This is a genomic window from Bacillus sp. J41TS8, assembly GCF_018333035.1.
Taxonomy (GTDB): domain Bacteria; phylum Bacillota; class Bacilli; order Bacillales; family Bacillaceae; genus Bacillus; species Bacillus paralicheniformis.
This window is the reverse complement of record NZ_BORF01000021.1, coordinates 20,366-36,947: the sequence shown is the minus strand read 5'-3', so window position 1 is coordinate 36,947 and position 16,582 is coordinate 20,366. Positions and strand designations below refer to the sequence as shown.

Sequence of the window (16,582 nt, the reverse complement as noted above, 5' to 3'; positions counted from 1 at the left end):
AAGTATTCTGTTTACATCTTTAAAACTATCACAAATTATAGTTAATTTTGTAAACTTTTTATGACTTTTTATGACAATTTATTCACATAATTGTCAACTGACGGACGAATTTTCACGGAGCAAACCTTAAATCCCGGCATTCTGCAAGACGGATCTAGCGTTTCCGCTATCAAATCGTTCACATTTTGCGAATCCCCCCAATGCATCGGTACAAATACGGTATCCGGCCTGATGGCTTCCGACCATTTGCTCCTGACAATGATGCTGCCTCTTTTTGACTCCACCCTGACCAGCATCCTGTCGCCAATGTTGTACTTTTCCGCCGTTTTCGGATGGATTTCCATAAATGATTCAAAGTGCCTGGCCTTGAGTGCAGCGCTCCTTCTCGTCTGTACGCCGGTTAAATAGTGAGACATTACCCTTCCGGTCGTCAGAAAAAGGGGATACTCCTCAGTCGGTTCATCTTTTTTGATCTTTGGTTCGTTCGGGACGACGCACATTTTCGCTTTTTTGTCCGGGTGGGCAAAGGATGATTCAAACAGGCGCTGTGTCCCGGGGTGCCCCTGTTCGGGACAAGGCCATAAAATGCCGCTTTCCTTTCTCAGACGTTCATAAGTGATGCCCGAATAGTCGGCAATTCCGCCGCGGCTCGCTTTTCTTAATTCATTAAAAACATCCTCTGCCGATCGATATGAGAAATAACGGCCTTTTCCAAGAGCTGCGGCGATATCGCAAATCATTTGCCAGTCATGCCTCGCTTCACCGGGGCACGGCTTTGAGGCTTCCCTTAATGTCACTCTGCCTTCCAGATTGGTCATCGTTCCTTCGTCCTCGAGATAGGATGATGCGGGGAGAATGACGTCCGCGAGTCTTGCCGTTTCAGAAAGAAACAAATCAACGGCTGCAAAAAACTTTAATTTTCCCAAAGCGGATTTGACAAAGCCGGCATTCGGGCTGGATACAACAGGGTTTGAACACATTAAAAACATCCCGGTAATTTCCCCTTCATGAACTTTCTCCATCATTTCATAAGCGGATACACCTTTTCCCGGAAGGTCTTCAGCTTTTATGCCCCAAACATCCGCAATATAGGCGCGGTCGGCTTCGTTTTCAATCGACCGGTACCCCGGCAGCTGATCTGCTTTCTGGCCGTGCTCCCGCGCGCCCTGTCCGTTTCCTTGTCCGGTGACGGCGCCGTAGCCGCAGGCAAATTTGCCGATTTTTCCAGTTGATATTAGAATATTCAGTAAATTTCTGACAGCAGCCGTTCCGTCTGTTTGCTGTTCAACCCCTCTCGCCGTGAACAGCATTCCCGTCTCCTCGCGGGCAAATTTTACTGCAGCTTTTTTGATCTGCTCGATTTGTATTCCGGTTTTGGCCGCAATGTCTTCAAGTGATAAAGACGCCACATGGCGCTTGACCTCTTCAAAACCTTCCGCTCTCTCTCTGAGAAAAGCTCCGTCTGTCAGCTGTTCTTCAATGATGACTTTCAGCATACCGTTTGCGAGCGCTGCGTCTGTCCCCGGCTTGATTTTCAAATGCAGATCGGCGATCTTGGCCGTTGCCGTTTCGCGGGGATCGATGACAATGATGTAGGCCCCGTTTTGCTTCGCTTCTTCAAAATACGGCATGATCGTCGGCTGGCACTCTGCGATATTCGTACCTGCGAGGATGATGACCCTTGCATGGGGGATCTCGGAAAGGGCATTTGTCAGCCCCCGGTCCATTCCAAAGGTTTGATTTGCAGCTGTGGCGGCCGCCGACATGCAAAGCCTGCCGTTGTAGTCAATATGCTTCGTCTTCAAGGCGACGCGGGCGAACTTCCCGAGCAAATACGCTTCTTCGTTTGTAATAGACGCGCTGCCATATACGCTCAAAGCATCACAGCCATCTTCATGCTGGATCGCTGTTACTTGCTCTTTGATGTACTGAAGCGCTTCTTCCCATGTCACACGGACGAATTCGCCGTTTTTTTTGATCAGCGGATGGGTGATCCTCTCTGAATGAAACGCGTGCTGGTGGGCGTTCATCCCTTTCATGCACAGCCGTCCTTTTGTCGTCGGATTGTCTTTTCCGACCGCCGTGTATTTTTTTCTTGTCACAATCGTCTGTTCAATGAGCTGCATTTTGCACTGCATGCTGCAAAATGGACATTGGGTGTCATACGTTTTTTCGGATTGCACTTCTTTTTGCTTTGTGCGAAAGTACTTTAGCAATCGTTCTGTCAATTCACATCAGCCCTTTTATCGTTTCTTGCTGAGCCAGCCGCTTCTCTTTTTCAAGCCGTTCGATCAGCTGGCCGCGAAGTCCGTTGTCAAATAAAACTTCCCGGATATGAATGATACCGGCGCGTTCAATCCAATGCCCGACCTTCTCGAGATAATTTGCTGTTTCCCGGTAATATTGAAGCAGGCCTTTCATGAATTCCCCCGCTTCCTCCGCCGAGTCGGCTACTGAAAGCAGCTCTCCCGGAGCAGCATGCTGTCCTCCTTGGCCGCCCGCATAAATCTCCCAGCCCCCGTTTACTTTGAGAAGTCCAATGTCATGAACTGAAGCGTACACGCAATCGTCCAAACAGCCCGACACCCCGATCGAGACCTTGGCCGGAATGAGGAGGGATTCTGCCGCTTTTTCCAAGTCTGCTGCCAATGTTTGAATCTGCGGTGATCCGCACGTGCACGTTTTAACCGCGGCGATCCTATGCTGAGGCGGCGGGCAATGCGGCATGCCGAGTTCTTCTTTCACGCGCTCTATATACTCCGGCTTGATACCAGCAAGCTTTAATCTCTGATGGTGTGTCATGTACACCTCTTGAATTTGATATTTTTCAATCACTTCTGCAATGCGCTTCAGCTCTTCGGCATTCGTTCGGCCTCCGTACATTTGCGGAATGATGGTACCCATCTCCTCTTCGTGCTCCTCATAGATGATGTCCGGACGGATCATTTTTAAATAGTAGTGAATGGCGGGCACGCAAATTCGGCAGCCGCTGCTGTTTTTCCAGCCGAGCGCCGAGATGACTTCGTGAACGGAAGAAAGATTTCTTATCTGTATTTCGTTCACGACTTCATCTTCCGTGAATGAAGTGCAGGTGCACATCGGCTGTTCCGCCGCAGATACGTAATCATCCTGTTCAGCGGTATGGAGCAGCAGTTCTTCAAGCAACGGCCTGCAGCCGCCGCATGATCCGGAAGCATTTGTACAGCCTTTGACCTCCTCGGCCGTCTTTAAACCGTGCGTCTGTATGGCTTCCATGATCGCGCCTTTGGAAACCGCGTTGCATTGGCAGATCGTTTCACTAAGCGCCATAGCAGCGACTGAACTGTTTTCTTCCGATTGAAACAGCTCTTTTTTGACAACGGTAATATCTCTTTGCTTGATAATGCTTTCCAACAGCCGTTGGCTGCCGCTGGTGTCTCCGTATAAAATCACGCCGGCCATTTTATCCCCTTGAAAGACGGCTTTTTTATAGACTCCTGACGCTTCGTCTAAAAGTTTAATAGCCGTTGTCGAGTCGTCCTCTGTGATTTTCCCTGCCGAAAAGACGTCGATGCCGGACATTTTTAGAGCTGCAGACTGGATGGAGCCCTGATAACCGGCACATGCGAGCCCGCAAATATGTCTGGCCAGCACTTTCCCCTGTTCAAACAAAGGCTTGACTAGACCATAGACCGTTCCGTTATGCTCCGCGCATTCACCGACGGCGTAGACATTTGGAATATTTGTCTCCATATAGTCGCTGACGATGATCGCCCGGTTTGTTGCAATACCGCTCACCTTGGCCAGTTCGATATTCGGTCTGACACCGGCAGCCATGACGATGAGATCGGCGCTGATCTCCGTCCCGTCTTTAAACCGCACACCCTCGGCGCGGGATCTTCCTAAAATCGCCTCTGTATCTTTATCCAAAAGAAAATGGATCCCTTGATGCTCCAGCTCTTTCTGGAGCATGGCAGATGCCGGCCGATCAAGCTGATTCTGCATGATGCAGGAAGAGTGGTGAATCACATCAACCTTCATCCCGAGGTTTGCCAACCCTCGCGCCGCCTCAAGACCCAAAATTCCCGCGCCGATGACGGCCGCTTTTTCAAACCGCTTTGATGCCTTTATCAATGCCCGGCAATCGTCTATTGTTCTAAAACCATATACCCCTTCTTTGTCCGCACCATGAACCGGGAGGATAAACGGGGAAGAGCCCGTCGCAATGATCAGTTTGTCATAAGCGATTTCGCGGTTTTGATCTGTCGCCACCGTCTGTTTCACCGTATTGATTGCGACAGCTGTTTCCCCTGTATAAAGTGTAATCCCGTTTTCTTCATACCAACTCCGGCTTTTTGTCATCACATCGTTCCAATCCGTTTCCCCCTGAAGGACAGAAGACAGCAGAATCCGATTATAGCTGAGGTGTGGTTCGCTGCCGATGATGACGATCTCAAACCGGCTCCCGCCGTGTTGTAAAATTTCTTCCGCCGTGCGAACCCCGGCCATGCCGTTTCCTATTAAAACCAGCCTTTGTTTCCCCATTTTCTCCCCTCCCTCTGCAGCTTTGCTCTGGATTATTATTTCACATTGCATCGCTAAAGCGTTTAAACCTGTTACATTTCCTGACAAAAAATTTTAGAAACAGGACGGTTTGACCAGCACCCATTGATGACGATTCAACGGCTTTGGCCGCGATGTTAAAGTTCAACATTTTATCACATTTTTTATCACGTTCTGCTTGTTTCTTTTCCTGCAATCTACTAGGCTTAAAATAAAGAACATAAGAAATGGAGGAGGAGAATGCTACCGATTAAAAGAAGACAGCAGATATTGGCGTGGGTCAAAGAAGAAGAATCTCTGCGCATTTCGGACATTTCGAAAAGGCTGAACGTCTCTGAAATGACCGTTTACCGCGACATTAAACCGCTTGTTGAAAACGGACAGGTCATCAAGACGGCAGGCGGAATTACGCTAAACAAGCCGAAGCAGCAGCTTGGGCAGCTTTGCGTCGTTTGCGGAAAAGGGACAGGCTCGAGGCTTTCCGTGCAGATTGTAAAAAACGACAGTCAAATTGAACAATTTTGCTGTTCCCATTGCGCAATGCTCCGCTATGAGAAAGTGAAAGATGACGTGTCACAGATCATCTGCAGAGATTTTTTGCTGGATACGACGATCAGTGCCAAAGCCGCCGTCTTTTTGCTGGATACGGATCTTCATTTGAACTGCTGCGAGCCGCAGGCGATCCCTTTCGCTTCTGAAGCGGATGCGCGGAAATTTAAAAAAGGCTTTGGCGGACAGCTGTTATCGTTTGACGATGCCGCGCTTCTCATCCAGAAAACGATGAAGAACAGCTGCTGCAGCCTGAAGACGTGAAATTTTGTTAAAAGATTGGATGAATGTGATGAAAAGAGCAACACTCTGGACAGTTCTCGCTGTTCTATGTATCATTCTGCTGCCAAAAGCCGCTTTTGCTCACGCATATATCGTAAAATCAACTCCAGCTGAAAATCAGGAGCTGAAAAAAGCGCCTGCAGAAATCAAGATTGAATTCAATGAAGCGATTCAGAACGGGTTTCATTCGATAACGGTCAGAAATTCGTCAGGTGAGCGCGTCGATTCCGGCAAAACGGAAATCGACCCGCAAAACGCCAAGATTATGACCGTCAAACTGAAACCGAAGTTAAAGGATGATATCTACTCGGCCGAATGGAGAGCCGTATCCGCAGATGGGCATCCCGTATCAGGCACGATCCCTTTCAGCATCGGAAACATTCAAGGCGGGCTGCCGAAAGATCAGCAAAATCAAGCATCAGGACTGCCGGCAGCCGATACCGTCATGGAACGCGTCCTTTTGTATACCGGTTTCTCCCTGTTCATGGGGGCCGCTCTTTTGCAACTCGTATGGCATCGCCCTGAAAACGGCTGGCCGGGTGACAAACGGCGCCGGCTGAAGCGGATCAAGAATGCGGCGCTCATATTGACAGGGGCCGCCATCATCATTCAGCTGCCCCTGCAAACAAAAGCAAACGCGGGCGTTTCCTGGAGCGGGGCTTTCCAGCCTTCGCTTTTGCATGAAACGCTTCTGAATACGACAGGCGGAATGCTGTGGCTGATCAACATCGCCATCATCGCCGTGCTTGTTTTTTGTTCGAACAGAAAAGGTCTGAAGAGCGCGATCTTGAGCCTGTTCCTTTTTGCCGGACTTTTGTTCGTCAAATCGCTCGACGGCCATGCCGCTTCGACGAGCGCCGGCTATATGACGATCGCGATGAACTTCATCCATCTGAATGCCGCTTCCATTTGGACGGGCGGACTCGCGATGTTTGTGCTGTTTTTCGGAAAAGACTGGCTGAAGCCTGACAAAAGTGTGATATGGGAAACCATTCGGCGCTTCTCGCCATGGGCGCTCGCTTCTGCAGGGCTTCTCATATTTTCGGGCCTTTTCAACAGCTTCTTCATTGTTCACACACTGGATAACCTGCTCGGGACGGCTTACGGAAAAGCGCTCCTTGTGAAAGTGGCGCTCGTTCTTCTCATGATCGGACTCGGAGCATTTCACTATTTCCGTTTTAGAAAAGTGCCGAAACAGCAGGGCGGCCGTTCGCTGAAAGCTGAATGGGCGGTCGGGCTTCTCATTCTGCTGACCACGGCGGTTTTCACCAATCTTCCAAGTCCGCCCGCGCCGCTGCCGCAGCCTTTCAGTGAGACGAAGCAGCTGACGGAAGGAAACACGCTGTCGCTCCGAATCAGCCCGAACATGCCGGGCTCAAATGCGTTTGAGGTCACCGTCAGAAACAGAAAAGGGGACGTCGTCAAAGATATTCAAAAAATCGAATTAACCGTTGAGAAAACCGGGCTTTTCGGGGATGACAAGGAGAGTACGTTCAGCCTCAGCAAAAATAAAGTCGGCGTTTTCCAAACGAAAAATTTAAATTTAAACGAAGACGGCATCTGGAAGATCCGCGTTCACGGATTAACGGCGTCATTTGAGGAAATCAGAACGGTTTTCAATGCGAAAATTAATAAAAAGGAGTTTTGATTATGTTTAAAAAAACTTTATCGCTGGGTGCAATCCTAGCATCATTTTTGCTTTTCTCCGTGCCTGTCAGCGCACATGTCACGGTAAAACCGGCCGAATCAGCAGCAGGCTCATGGGAAACATACACCGTCAAAGTACCGGTTGAAAAAGACAACGCCACAACCAAGGTCGTTCTCAGCATGCCGGACGGTGTTGAATTTCAGCAGTATGAACCGGTGCCGGGCTGGAAAACGAGCACTAAAACCGGCAAAAACGAAAAAGTGACAAGGGTGACGTGGGAAGCAAAAAACGGCGGCATTCAGCCTGGTGAATTCCAGCAGTTTACCTTCACCGCCAAAAACCCTGACAAAGAACAAAAGGCCGCCTGGAACGCTTACCAATATTATAAAGACGGCACGATTGTCGAGTGGACCGGTGATGAAAACGCCGATACCCCGCATGCGATCACAAGCATTGTCGACGCTGCAAAGCTCGGACACGAAACGGTTGACGCACACGGCGCTTCAACGAAACAAAACACTGCCGCAGAAAATGAAGACGGTCAAGGAGGACAAGGGATTCAAACCGCTTCCCTCATCCTGTCGATCCTCGCCGTGCTTCTTGGGGGTGCTGCGCTGCTCTTGACAGTGCGCAAAAAGAAATCGTAAAAATGAAAAGCTGTCGGGAATATCCCGACAGCCTTTTTGTGCCCATTTCAGTTCGAATCCCGCACGATCTGATAATACATGCCCGTTTTTTGATCGACCACCGCCTCTAAATGAAGCCCGCCATCAGTCTCAAATGTTCCATTCAGGCGAGCGGCATCCCCTGTATATAACGTGTACTTGCTTCCCTTAGGCGTTGTGAACGGTGAAGAAGCTTCCGCACTCTCCGTTTTCGGGTGATCCGATTTTACAATTGCGTAATTTAAGTCGCGGTACCATTGATATTTGCCGTTTTCTCGTTTGATGTGAGCGAGGCAAATTCCCTCTCCCTCCGAATCGCCGAATCGAAAAACGACGACTTGTTCGCCGTTTAAATCGATTTTGTCTATAATATCGTCTTTTGTGATGTTCTCGTAACGAATACCGTCCTCAATCGCTTCCTGTTCGCTGTTCACCCATTTGGTTTGTTCATCATTTTCTTGGGCGCTCGCACAACCCGCAACCAAGATCGCCAAAAATAATAAAACTGTTCGTTTTTTCATCCGCTTCCTCCGACTTTAATTATTTTAGGGAATTATATGAATTCGGCCAGCGTTGAAAATATCCTCTTTGCAGGAAAATTTCCAATACGGTGATTCAAAAATTGACAAACTTATCTTACAATAGAAAAAGTTCTGAATGATTGAGTAGGGAGAGATCGGAGTATGAAAGTATCGATTCTGTTTGTCTTGCTTGCGGCCATTTTATGGGGAACGACGGGAACAACCCAGGCGTTCGCGCCTGAAGAAGCGGCGCCTCTTGTGTTCGGCGCTGTCAGAATGGCGGTCGGCGGCATCACCCTGCTCTTGTTCGCGGCTTTGCGCGGTCAATTAAAACGCAGCGGCTGGCCCGTTAAAACGCTGATTATCGCAGCATTGAGCATGGCATTTTATCAGCCTTTCTTTTTTTCAGCTGTCAGTCTCTCAGGGATCGCCGTCGGAACGGTCGTCGCCATCGGCAGCGCTCCGATTATCGCCGGCTGCCTCGAATGGCTCGTGTTCAAAAAAGTACCCCAAGCGAAATGGTGGATCGCAACGGCTGCAGCGATAGCAGGCGTATCCTTGTTATTCATCCCTTCCGCCTCATCGGGAGGGAGCTTTCTCGGCATATTGCTCGCACTCGGCGCCGGTCTTTCCTTTGCCGTCTATACGCTGACAAGCAAAAAGCTCCTGCAACAGCAGAAGCCGGAGGCTGTCACAGGCACCGTGTTCTTTTTAAGCGCTGTATTGCTTGCCCCGTTGTTGTTTCTGTACGATTTGAGCTGGATCTTATCGGTTCAGGGATCGGCTGTCAGCCTCTATATCGGCGTCATTGCAACCGGTGCCGCGTACCTGTTATTTACGACAGGATTGGCAAAAGTACCCGCCTCAACAGCGGTGACCCTGTCGCTGGCTGAACCGCTCACAGCGTCGCTTTTAGGAACCGTGCTTGTCAAGGAATCGCTGCCTCTTGTTTCCTGGGCCGGAATCGCATTGCTTCTGCTGGGCATTTTTTATATTTCCTATCAGCCCAAAAAGAATAAAATGAACGCTGAACAAGTGAAAGCGTAAAAAACCCGCCCGTGGATATGCGGGCGGGTTTTCATGTTGTCTTGTTATTCATCCAAACCGATAGACAAATATTTTGTTTCCAAATACGGCTCGATGCCTTCCTGTCCGCCTTCGCGTCCGATGCCGCTTTCCTTCATGCCGCCGAAAGGCGCCTGAACGGTTGACGGACCGCCGTCATTCCAGCCGAGAATGCCGTAATCAAGATTTTCGGATAAATAGATGCCGCGGCGGTAGTTTTCCGTAAAGAAGTATGCCGCTAAACCGTAAGGCGTATCATTGGCGAGCTTGACCGCTTCGTCCAGCGTTTTAAAAGTCGTAATCGGCGCAACGGGACCGAATGTTTCCTCATGCATGATCGTCATTGAAGGATCAACATCCGTCAGCACTGTCGGGTGGACAAAGTAGCATGATTTCTCATCATCGCTTTCGTATTCGGCGCCGATGAGAACTTTCGCCCCTTTATCCACCGCGTCATTGATTTGATCAACGATTTTTTGGAAGCCGTTTTTATTGATGATCGGACCGATTGATACACCCTCTTCAAGCCCGTTCCCGACTTTCAGCTTGGCGACTTCCGCGCGGAGTTTTTCTGCAAATTCATCCTTAATCGATTCGTGAACGATCAGACGGTTTGCACAGACGCACGTTTGTCCTGCATTCCTGTATTTCGACAGCATCGTCTGTTTAACGGCGAGGTCGATGTTGGCATCTTCATCAATGATCAGCGGGGCATGGCCGCCGAGCTCCATTGACACATGTTTCACCGTCTCGGCGCTGTTTTTCATTAATTGTTTGCCGACAGGCGTAGATCCGGTGAACGTAATTTTGCGGATCAGCGGATGGCTTGTAAAAATAGAACCGATCTCTTTTCCGTCGCCGATCACACACTGAAGGACGTCTTTCGGAATGCCCGCTTCGTGGCCGAGGCGAACGAGCTCAAGCGCCGTTAAAGGCGTGTCAGGCGCCGGCTTGATGATAAAAGTACAGCCCGCCGCCAAGGCTGGCGCCGCTTTTCTCGTGATCATCGCCGCCGGAAAGTTCCACGGGGTAATCGCCGCAACAGGACCGACCCCTTGGCGCGTGACGATGATGCGCTTGTTCGTCACAGATGCGGGAACCGTTCTTCCGTAGATGCGTTTTGCTTCCTCCGCATACCATTCGATATAGCCTGCGCTATATATGACTTCTCCCTGTGCTTCAGCGTACGGCTTGCCGTTTTCAAGCGTAATTAATTTTGCCAGCTCGTCCTTCTGCTCCACAATCAAATCGAACCATTTTTTCAGTAAGCCCGCTCGTTCTGAAGCCGATGTTTTCGACCATTTTTGAAATGCTTCATGCGAGCGTACGACTGCCTCCTCGACTTCTTTTGCGGATTGCTGGGGAACCGATTTGATTTTTTCTCCAGTCGCAGGATTATATACTTCTAGCATGCTGGTCATGTTGAATCTCCTCCCCTTTACGTTTTGAACTGCTGTTGTATAAAAGAAAACCGATCAATGTCCATCCTGCCAAGATCAGCCACTCATACGGCCATGTGAGCGCGGCCGGCATGCCTGGCAAATAAAAGGCAAGAAAGATAACACTTAAGAGGATAGCAGATATACCCGTCGTTTTCCACTTATTGATTTTATACGGTCTGTTTAAATCCGGCTCTGTCTTTCTCAGCTTCATGAATGCAATCGACACGATCAAATATCCGACTATAATACCTGTTCCCCCTGCATTAACGATCCAAACAAGAGCCGGGCGCCCGAGCAGCGGTGCAAAAAACGCCAGCGCCCCTAGAAATAAAATCGCGTTAGTCGGCGTTTTATACTTCGGATGGATGAAGCCGAACCATTTCGGCACCATGCCTTTTTCCGACATCGCAAACAGAATGCGGCTCGCGCCGATGATAAATGCGTTCCAGCTCGTAATGATACCGGCGACTCCGCCGAGGACAAGCACCGTGCCGAACAGCTGGTTCCCGAGCAGATTGACCATTGCATCCGCGGTCGCCAAAGAAGTCGTTGCAAGCTCGCTTTCTGACAGTCCCATCGTCACGCCGAAAACAATCAGCAAATAAAACACGACCGCACTGACGATCGAAATAATCAAAATTTTGCCGATGATTTTTTTCGGGGCATTAATTTCAGCCGCAACCTGAGGGATGACGTCAAATCCGACAAACAGAAACGGAATCATGACGAGGACGGACATCATCCCGGAGAATCCGTCTTTAAAAAGGGGCTGCATATGTTCAACATTACCGTTTACCAAAGCGCCTCCCAAAAGGAGAAAGCCCGTGGCGATAATCGCGATCGTAAAAACCGACTGAAAAATCGCGGCCGGCTTGACGCCGAAGTAATTGAGCGCGGTCAGGACGACCGCACCCCCTGAACCGATCAACACCCAAGTGACATACACGTCCCAGCCGCTAAGCGACCAGAGAAACCCTTGATGTTCGACAGGCAGGACGTAATCGATGACGGTCGGTAATGCGACCGCCTCAAATGTGATCACCGAAACATAGCCGAAAAGCACACCCCAAGCGGCGACAAAAGCCGTTTTCCGGCCAAACGCCCTGTAGACGAAAACCAAGCCGCCCCCCGTTTCAGGGATGGCAGAAGACAGCTCCGCGTATGTTAACCCGATTAAGATGACCAGTATGCCGCCGATGATAAATGCGATGGTGCTGCCCAAAAAACCGGCTGTCGAAATCCAGTCGCCGGAAAGGACGACCCAGCCCCAGCCGAGCATAGCCCCGATTGCTAAAAATAGCACATCCGTCTGCGACATCGTTTTTTTCATTTGCTGTTTACCCATCTATATCCGCCCCTTCCTTTAGAAGATGTCAAACTAGAGCTGTTTCAGCGCTTCTTCGATGATGCCGAACCCTTCCTCAAGCAATTCATCAGTAATAACAAGCGGAGACAGAAAACGGATAATGTTGCCATTGATACCTGCCGTCAACAAGAGCAGGCCGTGTTCATTGGCGTACTTGGCAATCTTGGCCGCAGCGGCTTTGTCCGGCTCCCGTGTCTTTTCGTCCCGGACAATTTCAAGCGCCGCCATCGCGCCAAGTCTGCGAACTTCACCAATCTGCGGATATTTCACCTTCCATTCATGCGCTCGCTCTTCAATGGCTTTGCCGATTTCTTCAGAGCGTTTGTTGAGCTGTTCCGATTCGATAATATCGAGCACTGCCAAAGCGGCTACGCATCCAAGCGGACTTCCGGCGTATGTGCCCCCGAGTTCCCCCGGATCCGCCGCATCAAGTATTTCCGCCCGGCCGATGACACCGCTGAGCGGAACGCCGGCAGCCAGCGATTTTGACACCGTCACAAGATCAGGAACGACATCAAAATGCTCAATCGCAAAATATTTGCCTGTTCTGGAAAAGCCTGTTTGGATCTCATCGGCGACAAAAACGATGCCGTGTTTTTGACAGAAGGCTGCGACATGCTGCACAAACCGTTTGGAAGGAATAATAAATCCTCCTTCTCCCTGCACCGGCTCCATGACAACGCAAGCGACCGTCTCCGGAGCAACAGACGAGACGAAGAAATCGTCAAATGCCTGAATAACCATGTCATCGTAGCTTTCATCAGTCATCCCTTCAGGCTTTCTATAGTAGTAAGGAAACGGTGCCTGATATACCTCAGGTGCAAATGGACCGAATCCAAATTTGTATGGTTTAACCTTGCTCGTCATGCTCATCGTCATGTTTGTGCGCCCGTGGAATCCGCGGGTAAAAGAAACGACGGCTTGACGCTTCGTATATTTTCTGGCGATTTTCACGGCGTTTTCTACGGCTTCCGCACCCGAGTTCAGGAAAATCGCTTTTTTCTCGTGTGAGCCCGGTGCAAGCCGGCAAAGTTTTTCCGCCAATTCGATATAGGCCTGATACATCATGACGTTAAAACCCGGATGAATGAGCTGTTCGGCCTGTTGCTTGACAGCTTCTACAACTTTCGGATGTGAATGCCCGACATTTAATGTACCGATCGCCCCGGCAAAATCGATAAAACGGCGCCCGTCAATATCGTATAAAACGGCCCCTTCCCCTTTAGCGGCCAGATGACGGTTTCCGTTGGAGACACCCCTTGCCACAAATTGATCCCGTTTGGCCTGCCAATCTTCCGTTGTGAATGCTTTTGTGTTCAGACTCATAAAAAATCTCTCCCCCACTCTTATTTCTTATAATTCTGAATATTTTTTGGTATGATGAAAAGTACCAATCATTAATTTTCAAAGGTACCAGGGGGGAGGCGCTATGATTACGATACCGATTGACCGCTCCAAGGATGCGGATTATATTTATCACCAAATTTATCAACGGATTAAAGAAGAAATTTTCAGCCGCAATCTTTTGCCGGGAAAAAAACTCCCTTCCAAGCGCGAGCTCGCCGAAGCATTGAACGTCAGCATTAATTCGGTCAACGCTGCCTACCAGCAGCTTCTGGCAGAAGGTTATCTTTATTCACGTGAAAGAAAAGGCTTTTTTGTAGAGCAGATCGAAACGTTCCATGCCAGCCGCCATCCCGGCCCTTTTCAATTGGAAAAAGAACTGGTTGAAAAGCCGGCAAGCAAAGACGGCTGGATATCGTTTTCCCATATGAGCGTCGATACGGCGCATTTTCCATTTAAAACATGGCTTCGCTGTGAACAGAAAGCGGTTTCTTCTCATGTAAACGAACTTGGAGAAATGACGCATCCGCAAGGTGTCTACGAAGTGCGCCAAACGATCGCACGGTTTATCGCTTTAACGAGAGGCGTCAAGTGTCACCCCGAACAAATCGTGATCAGCGCAGGCACGCAGTCCTTAATTCATACGCTTCAGGATCTTCTCCCCGCCTCAGCCGTCTATGCGATGGAGGAGCCGGGATACAGCCGCATTTATCGACTGCTGAAAAATGAAGGGAAAGAAGTGGCCACGATTCAGCTCGATCATAAAGGAATGCGGATCAGCGAGATTCACCGTCTGAATCCGGATGTTTTATTTGTCACGCCTTCACACCAGTTTCCAACAGGAATCATTATGCCGGTATCGAGAAGGATTCAGCTTTTAAATTGGGTTTCCGACGGGGAAAACCGCTATATTGTGGAAGACGATTATGACAGCGAATTCAAATATGGGAGCGATACGATCCCCGCCCTGCAAAGCCTTGACCGCTCTGAGAAAGTCATCTATATCGGCACGTTTTCAAAATCGCTTCTTCCGGGTCTGAGAATCAGCTATATGGTACTGCCGCAAAAGCTGCTGAAGCGATACAGAAAAAGGCACCATTTCTCGATTCAATCGAGCAGCGTTTTAACACAGCTCGCCTTGCAGGAATTGATCGAATCGGGGGAATACCAAAAGCACATCAAGAAAATGAACCAGATTTACGAAGAAAAGCGGACAAGGCTGATCGGAAGCCTTGTCAAAACCTTTAACGGCCGGGTGAAAATTAAAGGCGAAAGCGCAGGCCTTCACTTTGTGGCCGATTTTGAAACAGATAGAAGTGAAGAAGAGGTTTTATCAAGAGCAAAGGATAGACGGGTCGAGGTTTACGGCATGAACCGGTTTACGTTAAAGAAAGAGCAGACAAAACATGAAGGAACAGTATCGCTCGTGCTTGGATTTGCTAAAATCGCTGCCGATCAGATCGACAAAGGGACTGCCAAGCTTTATGAAGCGGTATGCGGTGATGAGAAGTTTTAAAAAATACCGGCAGGTTCGCTCCTGCCGGTATCAACTTGGCTTTAGAAAGCCAACGTCTGCCCGTTTACCACCGTTCCTTTTCTACCTGAAGAACCGCCTCAATCAGTCCCGGAAACTGCTCCTCCAATTCCCGTTTGCAGAGGGAGTAATAATGATGCTTCCCTTCAATGCGGACTTTGAGTAGCCCCGCTTCTCTCAGCACCTTGAAATGGTGGGACAGCGTAGACTTTGCGATATTGAGATTTGTGCATGTACCGCACGTTTTCTCGGCTGTGTCAGCCAGGGCTTTGACAATCTCAAGCCTGTATGGATCACTCAAGGCATGGAGAACAGATGTTAACTTCATTTCATTTGTTTTCATGGGTTAAATGTATCATAATCCTAGCTTCAAGACAATTCGTCAAGAAGGCAAATAGGTTGCCGCCAAAGCAAAGACATGTTACGATGCAATTGTTCGATGATTTTCGAACAATCAATTCAATGTGTATACAACGTACACGCAAAGGAATTCTAAATGACATGACGGAGGTTTGAACCGATGATCGTATTGCAAGCCTATATGAAAGTAAAACCAGAAAAACGCAACGCCTTTCTCGAAAGCGTACAACCGCTGCTTAAACATTCAAGAGCTGAAGCCGGCAATGCCCAATACCAGCTGTTTGAAGATACCGAAGATGCCAATACATTTGTCATGCTTGAGCAATGGAAAGATCAAAACGCAATTGACGCCCATAATCAGACAGAGCACTTTCAAGCTTTCGTTCAAGCCGCGGGCGACCTTTTATCAGAACCGCTGAATGTGGTTAAAACGCACACACCGGATTAAAGAAAGGATGACGTTTAAATGAATGAAGTATTGAAATCATTGACAGACCATAGATCGATTCGCAGCTATACAGATGAGCCCGTGAACCCTGAACAGCTGGACAAGATCATTCAAGCCGTTCAAGCCGCACCGACTTCAATCAACGGCCAGCAGGTCACCGTGATTACGGTTCAAGATGAAGAACGGAAAAAGAAAATCGCCGAATTGGCCGGCGGACAGGTCTGGATCGAGCAGGCCCCCGTTTTCCTTTTGTTCTGCGCGGACTTCAACCGTGCGAAAATCGCCCTTGAGAAAAACGGCGAAACGCTTGCGATCACAGACGGAATGGAATCCGTGCTTGTCGGAGCTGTCGACGCAGGCATCGCTCTCGGTACGGCCACAGCGGCCGCTGAATCGATGGGGCTTGGCACTGTGCCGATCGGCGCTGTCCGCGGCCGTGCAGAAGAGCTGATCGAGCTGCTCAATATTCCCGAATACGTCTTCCCTGTCGCAGGGCTTGTCGTCGGCCATCCGGCGGACCGCTCCGCGAAAAAGCCGCGACTTCCTGAACAAGCGGTAAGGCACAGCGAAACCTATCAACCTGACTTAAAACCGCTGATCGACGCGTACGATGAAGAAATATCCGAATACATGACAAAACGGACAAACGGACAGGAAACAAGAAACTGGTCTCAGGGCATATCCGCTTATTACAATAAAGTGTATTATCCTCACATCCGTGAGATGCTTGAGAAACAAGGATTTAAACTCGAATAGATACTTTAGGCTATCGGTGATCGATAGCCTTTTTTCATGCGTTCCATTCCACATTTCGAT

14 protein-coding genes are annotated in these 16,582 nt (G+C 49.2%); 7 read left to right on the top strand and 7 right to left on the bottom strand.

Annotated features, from left to right (window positions below; genetic code table 11):
• Positions 1-68 precede the first annotated feature (68 nt).
• Both nasC and nirB read right to left on the bottom strand, forming a co-directional pair.
• A complete protein-coding gene (gene nasC, locus KI350_RS21300; protein ID WP_059231874.1) occupies positions 69-2,228 on the bottom strand; it encodes an assimilatory nitrate reductase catalytic subunit NasC in 2,160 nt (719 codons plus the stop codon).
• A 1-nt stretch (position 2,229) separates the two neighbouring features.
• Positions 2,230-4,524 carry a nitrite reductase large subunit NirB gene (gene nirB / locus KI350_RS21295; RefSeq protein ID WP_059231872.1) on the bottom strand — a complete coding sequence of 765 codons (2,295 nt, stop codon included), beginning with the start codon at positions 4,522-4,524 and terminating at the stop codon, positions 2,230-2,232.
• Between the two features lie 258 nt (positions 4,525-4,782).
• Here nirB and KI350_RS21290 point away from each other — a divergent pair, with 258 nt between their 5' ends.
• From KI350_RS21290 to KI350_RS21280, 3 genes are read left to right on the top strand one after another with little or no spacing between them, the layout of a single operon-like run.
• On the top strand, positions 4,783-5,355 hold the full coding sequence (locus tag KI350_RS21290) for a DeoR family transcriptional regulator (protein WP_020450188.1): 573 nt from the start codon (positions 4,783-4,785) through the stop codon (positions 5,353-5,355).
• A 28-nt stretch (positions 5,356-5,383) separates the two neighbouring features.
• Positions 5,384-7,021 (top strand): copper resistance CopC/CopD family protein, encoded by a 1,638-nt coding sequence (locus KI350_RS21285; protein ID WP_171866299.1) that lies wholly within the window; start codon positions 5,384-5,386, stop codon positions 7,019-7,021.
• 2 nt (positions 7,022-7,023) lie between these two features.
• Complete coding sequence (locus KI350_RS21280; protein WP_059231869.1) at positions 7,024-7,668, top strand: YcnI family copper-binding membrane protein; 645 nt, start codon at positions 7,024-7,026, stop codon at positions 7,666-7,668.
• Between the two features lie 47 nt (positions 7,669-7,715).
• Here the strand turns inward: KI350_RS21280 and KI350_RS21275 are convergent, their stop codons facing one another.
• On the bottom strand, positions 7,716-8,207 hold the full coding sequence (locus KI350_RS21275; protein WP_059231867.1) for a hypothetical protein: 492 nt from the start codon (positions 8,205-8,207) through the stop codon (positions 7,716-7,718).
• A 162-nt stretch (positions 8,208-8,369) separates the two neighbouring features.
• Between KI350_RS21275 and KI350_RS21270 the strand changes: the two genes are divergently transcribed.
• Positions 8,370-9,254, top strand: a complete 885-nt coding sequence (locus KI350_RS21270; protein WP_026580556.1) for a DMT family transporter — start codon at positions 8,370-8,372, stop codon at positions 9,252-9,254.
• Between the two features lie 44 nt (positions 9,255-9,298).
• On the opposite strand, the gene gabD is transcribed toward KI350_RS21270, so the two are convergent.
• Genes gabD through gabT form a run of 3 tightly spaced genes read right to left on the bottom strand, consistent with a single transcriptional unit; the run spans position 9,299 to position 13,406 of the window.
• The gene (gene gabD, locus KI350_RS21265) at positions 9,299-10,693 is read right to left on the bottom strand and encodes a succinate-semialdehyde dehydrogenase (protein WP_059231865.1); all 1,395 of its coding nucleotides are present in this window, start codon (positions 10,691-10,693) and stop codon (positions 9,299-9,301) included.
• The gene (locus KI350_RS21260; RefSeq protein ID WP_043054059.1) at positions 10,668-12,059 is read right to left on the bottom strand and encodes an APC family permease; all 1,392 of its coding nucleotides are present in this window, start codon (positions 12,057-12,059) and stop codon (positions 10,668-10,670) included. Before KI350_RS21260 ends, gabD begins: the two co-directional genes overlap by 26 nt.
• Positions 12,060-12,092: 33 nt before the next feature.
• Positions 12,093-13,406, bottom strand: coding sequence for a 4-aminobutyrate--2-oxoglutarate transaminase (gene gabT, locus KI350_RS21255; RefSeq protein ID WP_059231863.1), 1,314 nt, complete (start codon positions 13,404-13,406; stop codon positions 12,093-12,095).
• A gap of 103 nt (positions 13,407-13,509) precedes the next feature.
• Here gabT and gabR point away from each other — a divergent pair, with 103 nt between their 5' ends.
• Positions 13,510-14,940: a MocR-like transcriptional regulator GabR gene (gene gabR, locus KI350_RS21250; RefSeq protein WP_026580552.1), complete on the top strand. Its 1,431-nt coding sequence runs from the start codon at positions 13,510-13,512 to the stop codon at positions 14,938-14,940.
• Between the two features lie 64 nt (positions 14,941-15,004).
• Here gabR and KI350_RS21245 read toward each other — a convergent pair whose 3' ends face one another.
• Entirely contained in the window at positions 15,005-15,301 is a 297-nt protein-coding gene (locus KI350_RS21245) for an ArsR/SmtB family transcription factor (RefSeq protein ID WP_026580551.1), read from the bottom strand.
• Positions 15,302-15,478: 177 nt separating this feature from the next.
• Here KI350_RS21245 and KI350_RS21240 point away from each other — a divergent pair, with 177 nt between their 5' ends.
• Together KI350_RS21240 and KI350_RS21235 are read left to right on the top strand one after the other, a co-directional pair.
• Complete coding sequence (locus tag KI350_RS21240; RefSeq protein WP_059231861.1) at positions 15,479-15,766, top strand: putative quinol monooxygenase; 288 nt, start codon at positions 15,479-15,481, stop codon at positions 15,764-15,766.
• 18 nt (positions 15,767-15,784) lie between these two features.
• The gene (locus tag KI350_RS21235; RefSeq protein WP_059231859.1) at positions 15,785-16,522 is read left to right on the top strand and encodes an NADPH-dependent oxidoreductase; all 738 of its coding nucleotides are present in this window, start codon (positions 15,785-15,787) and stop codon (positions 16,520-16,522) included.
• Positions 16,523-16,582: the final 60 nt, after the last annotated feature.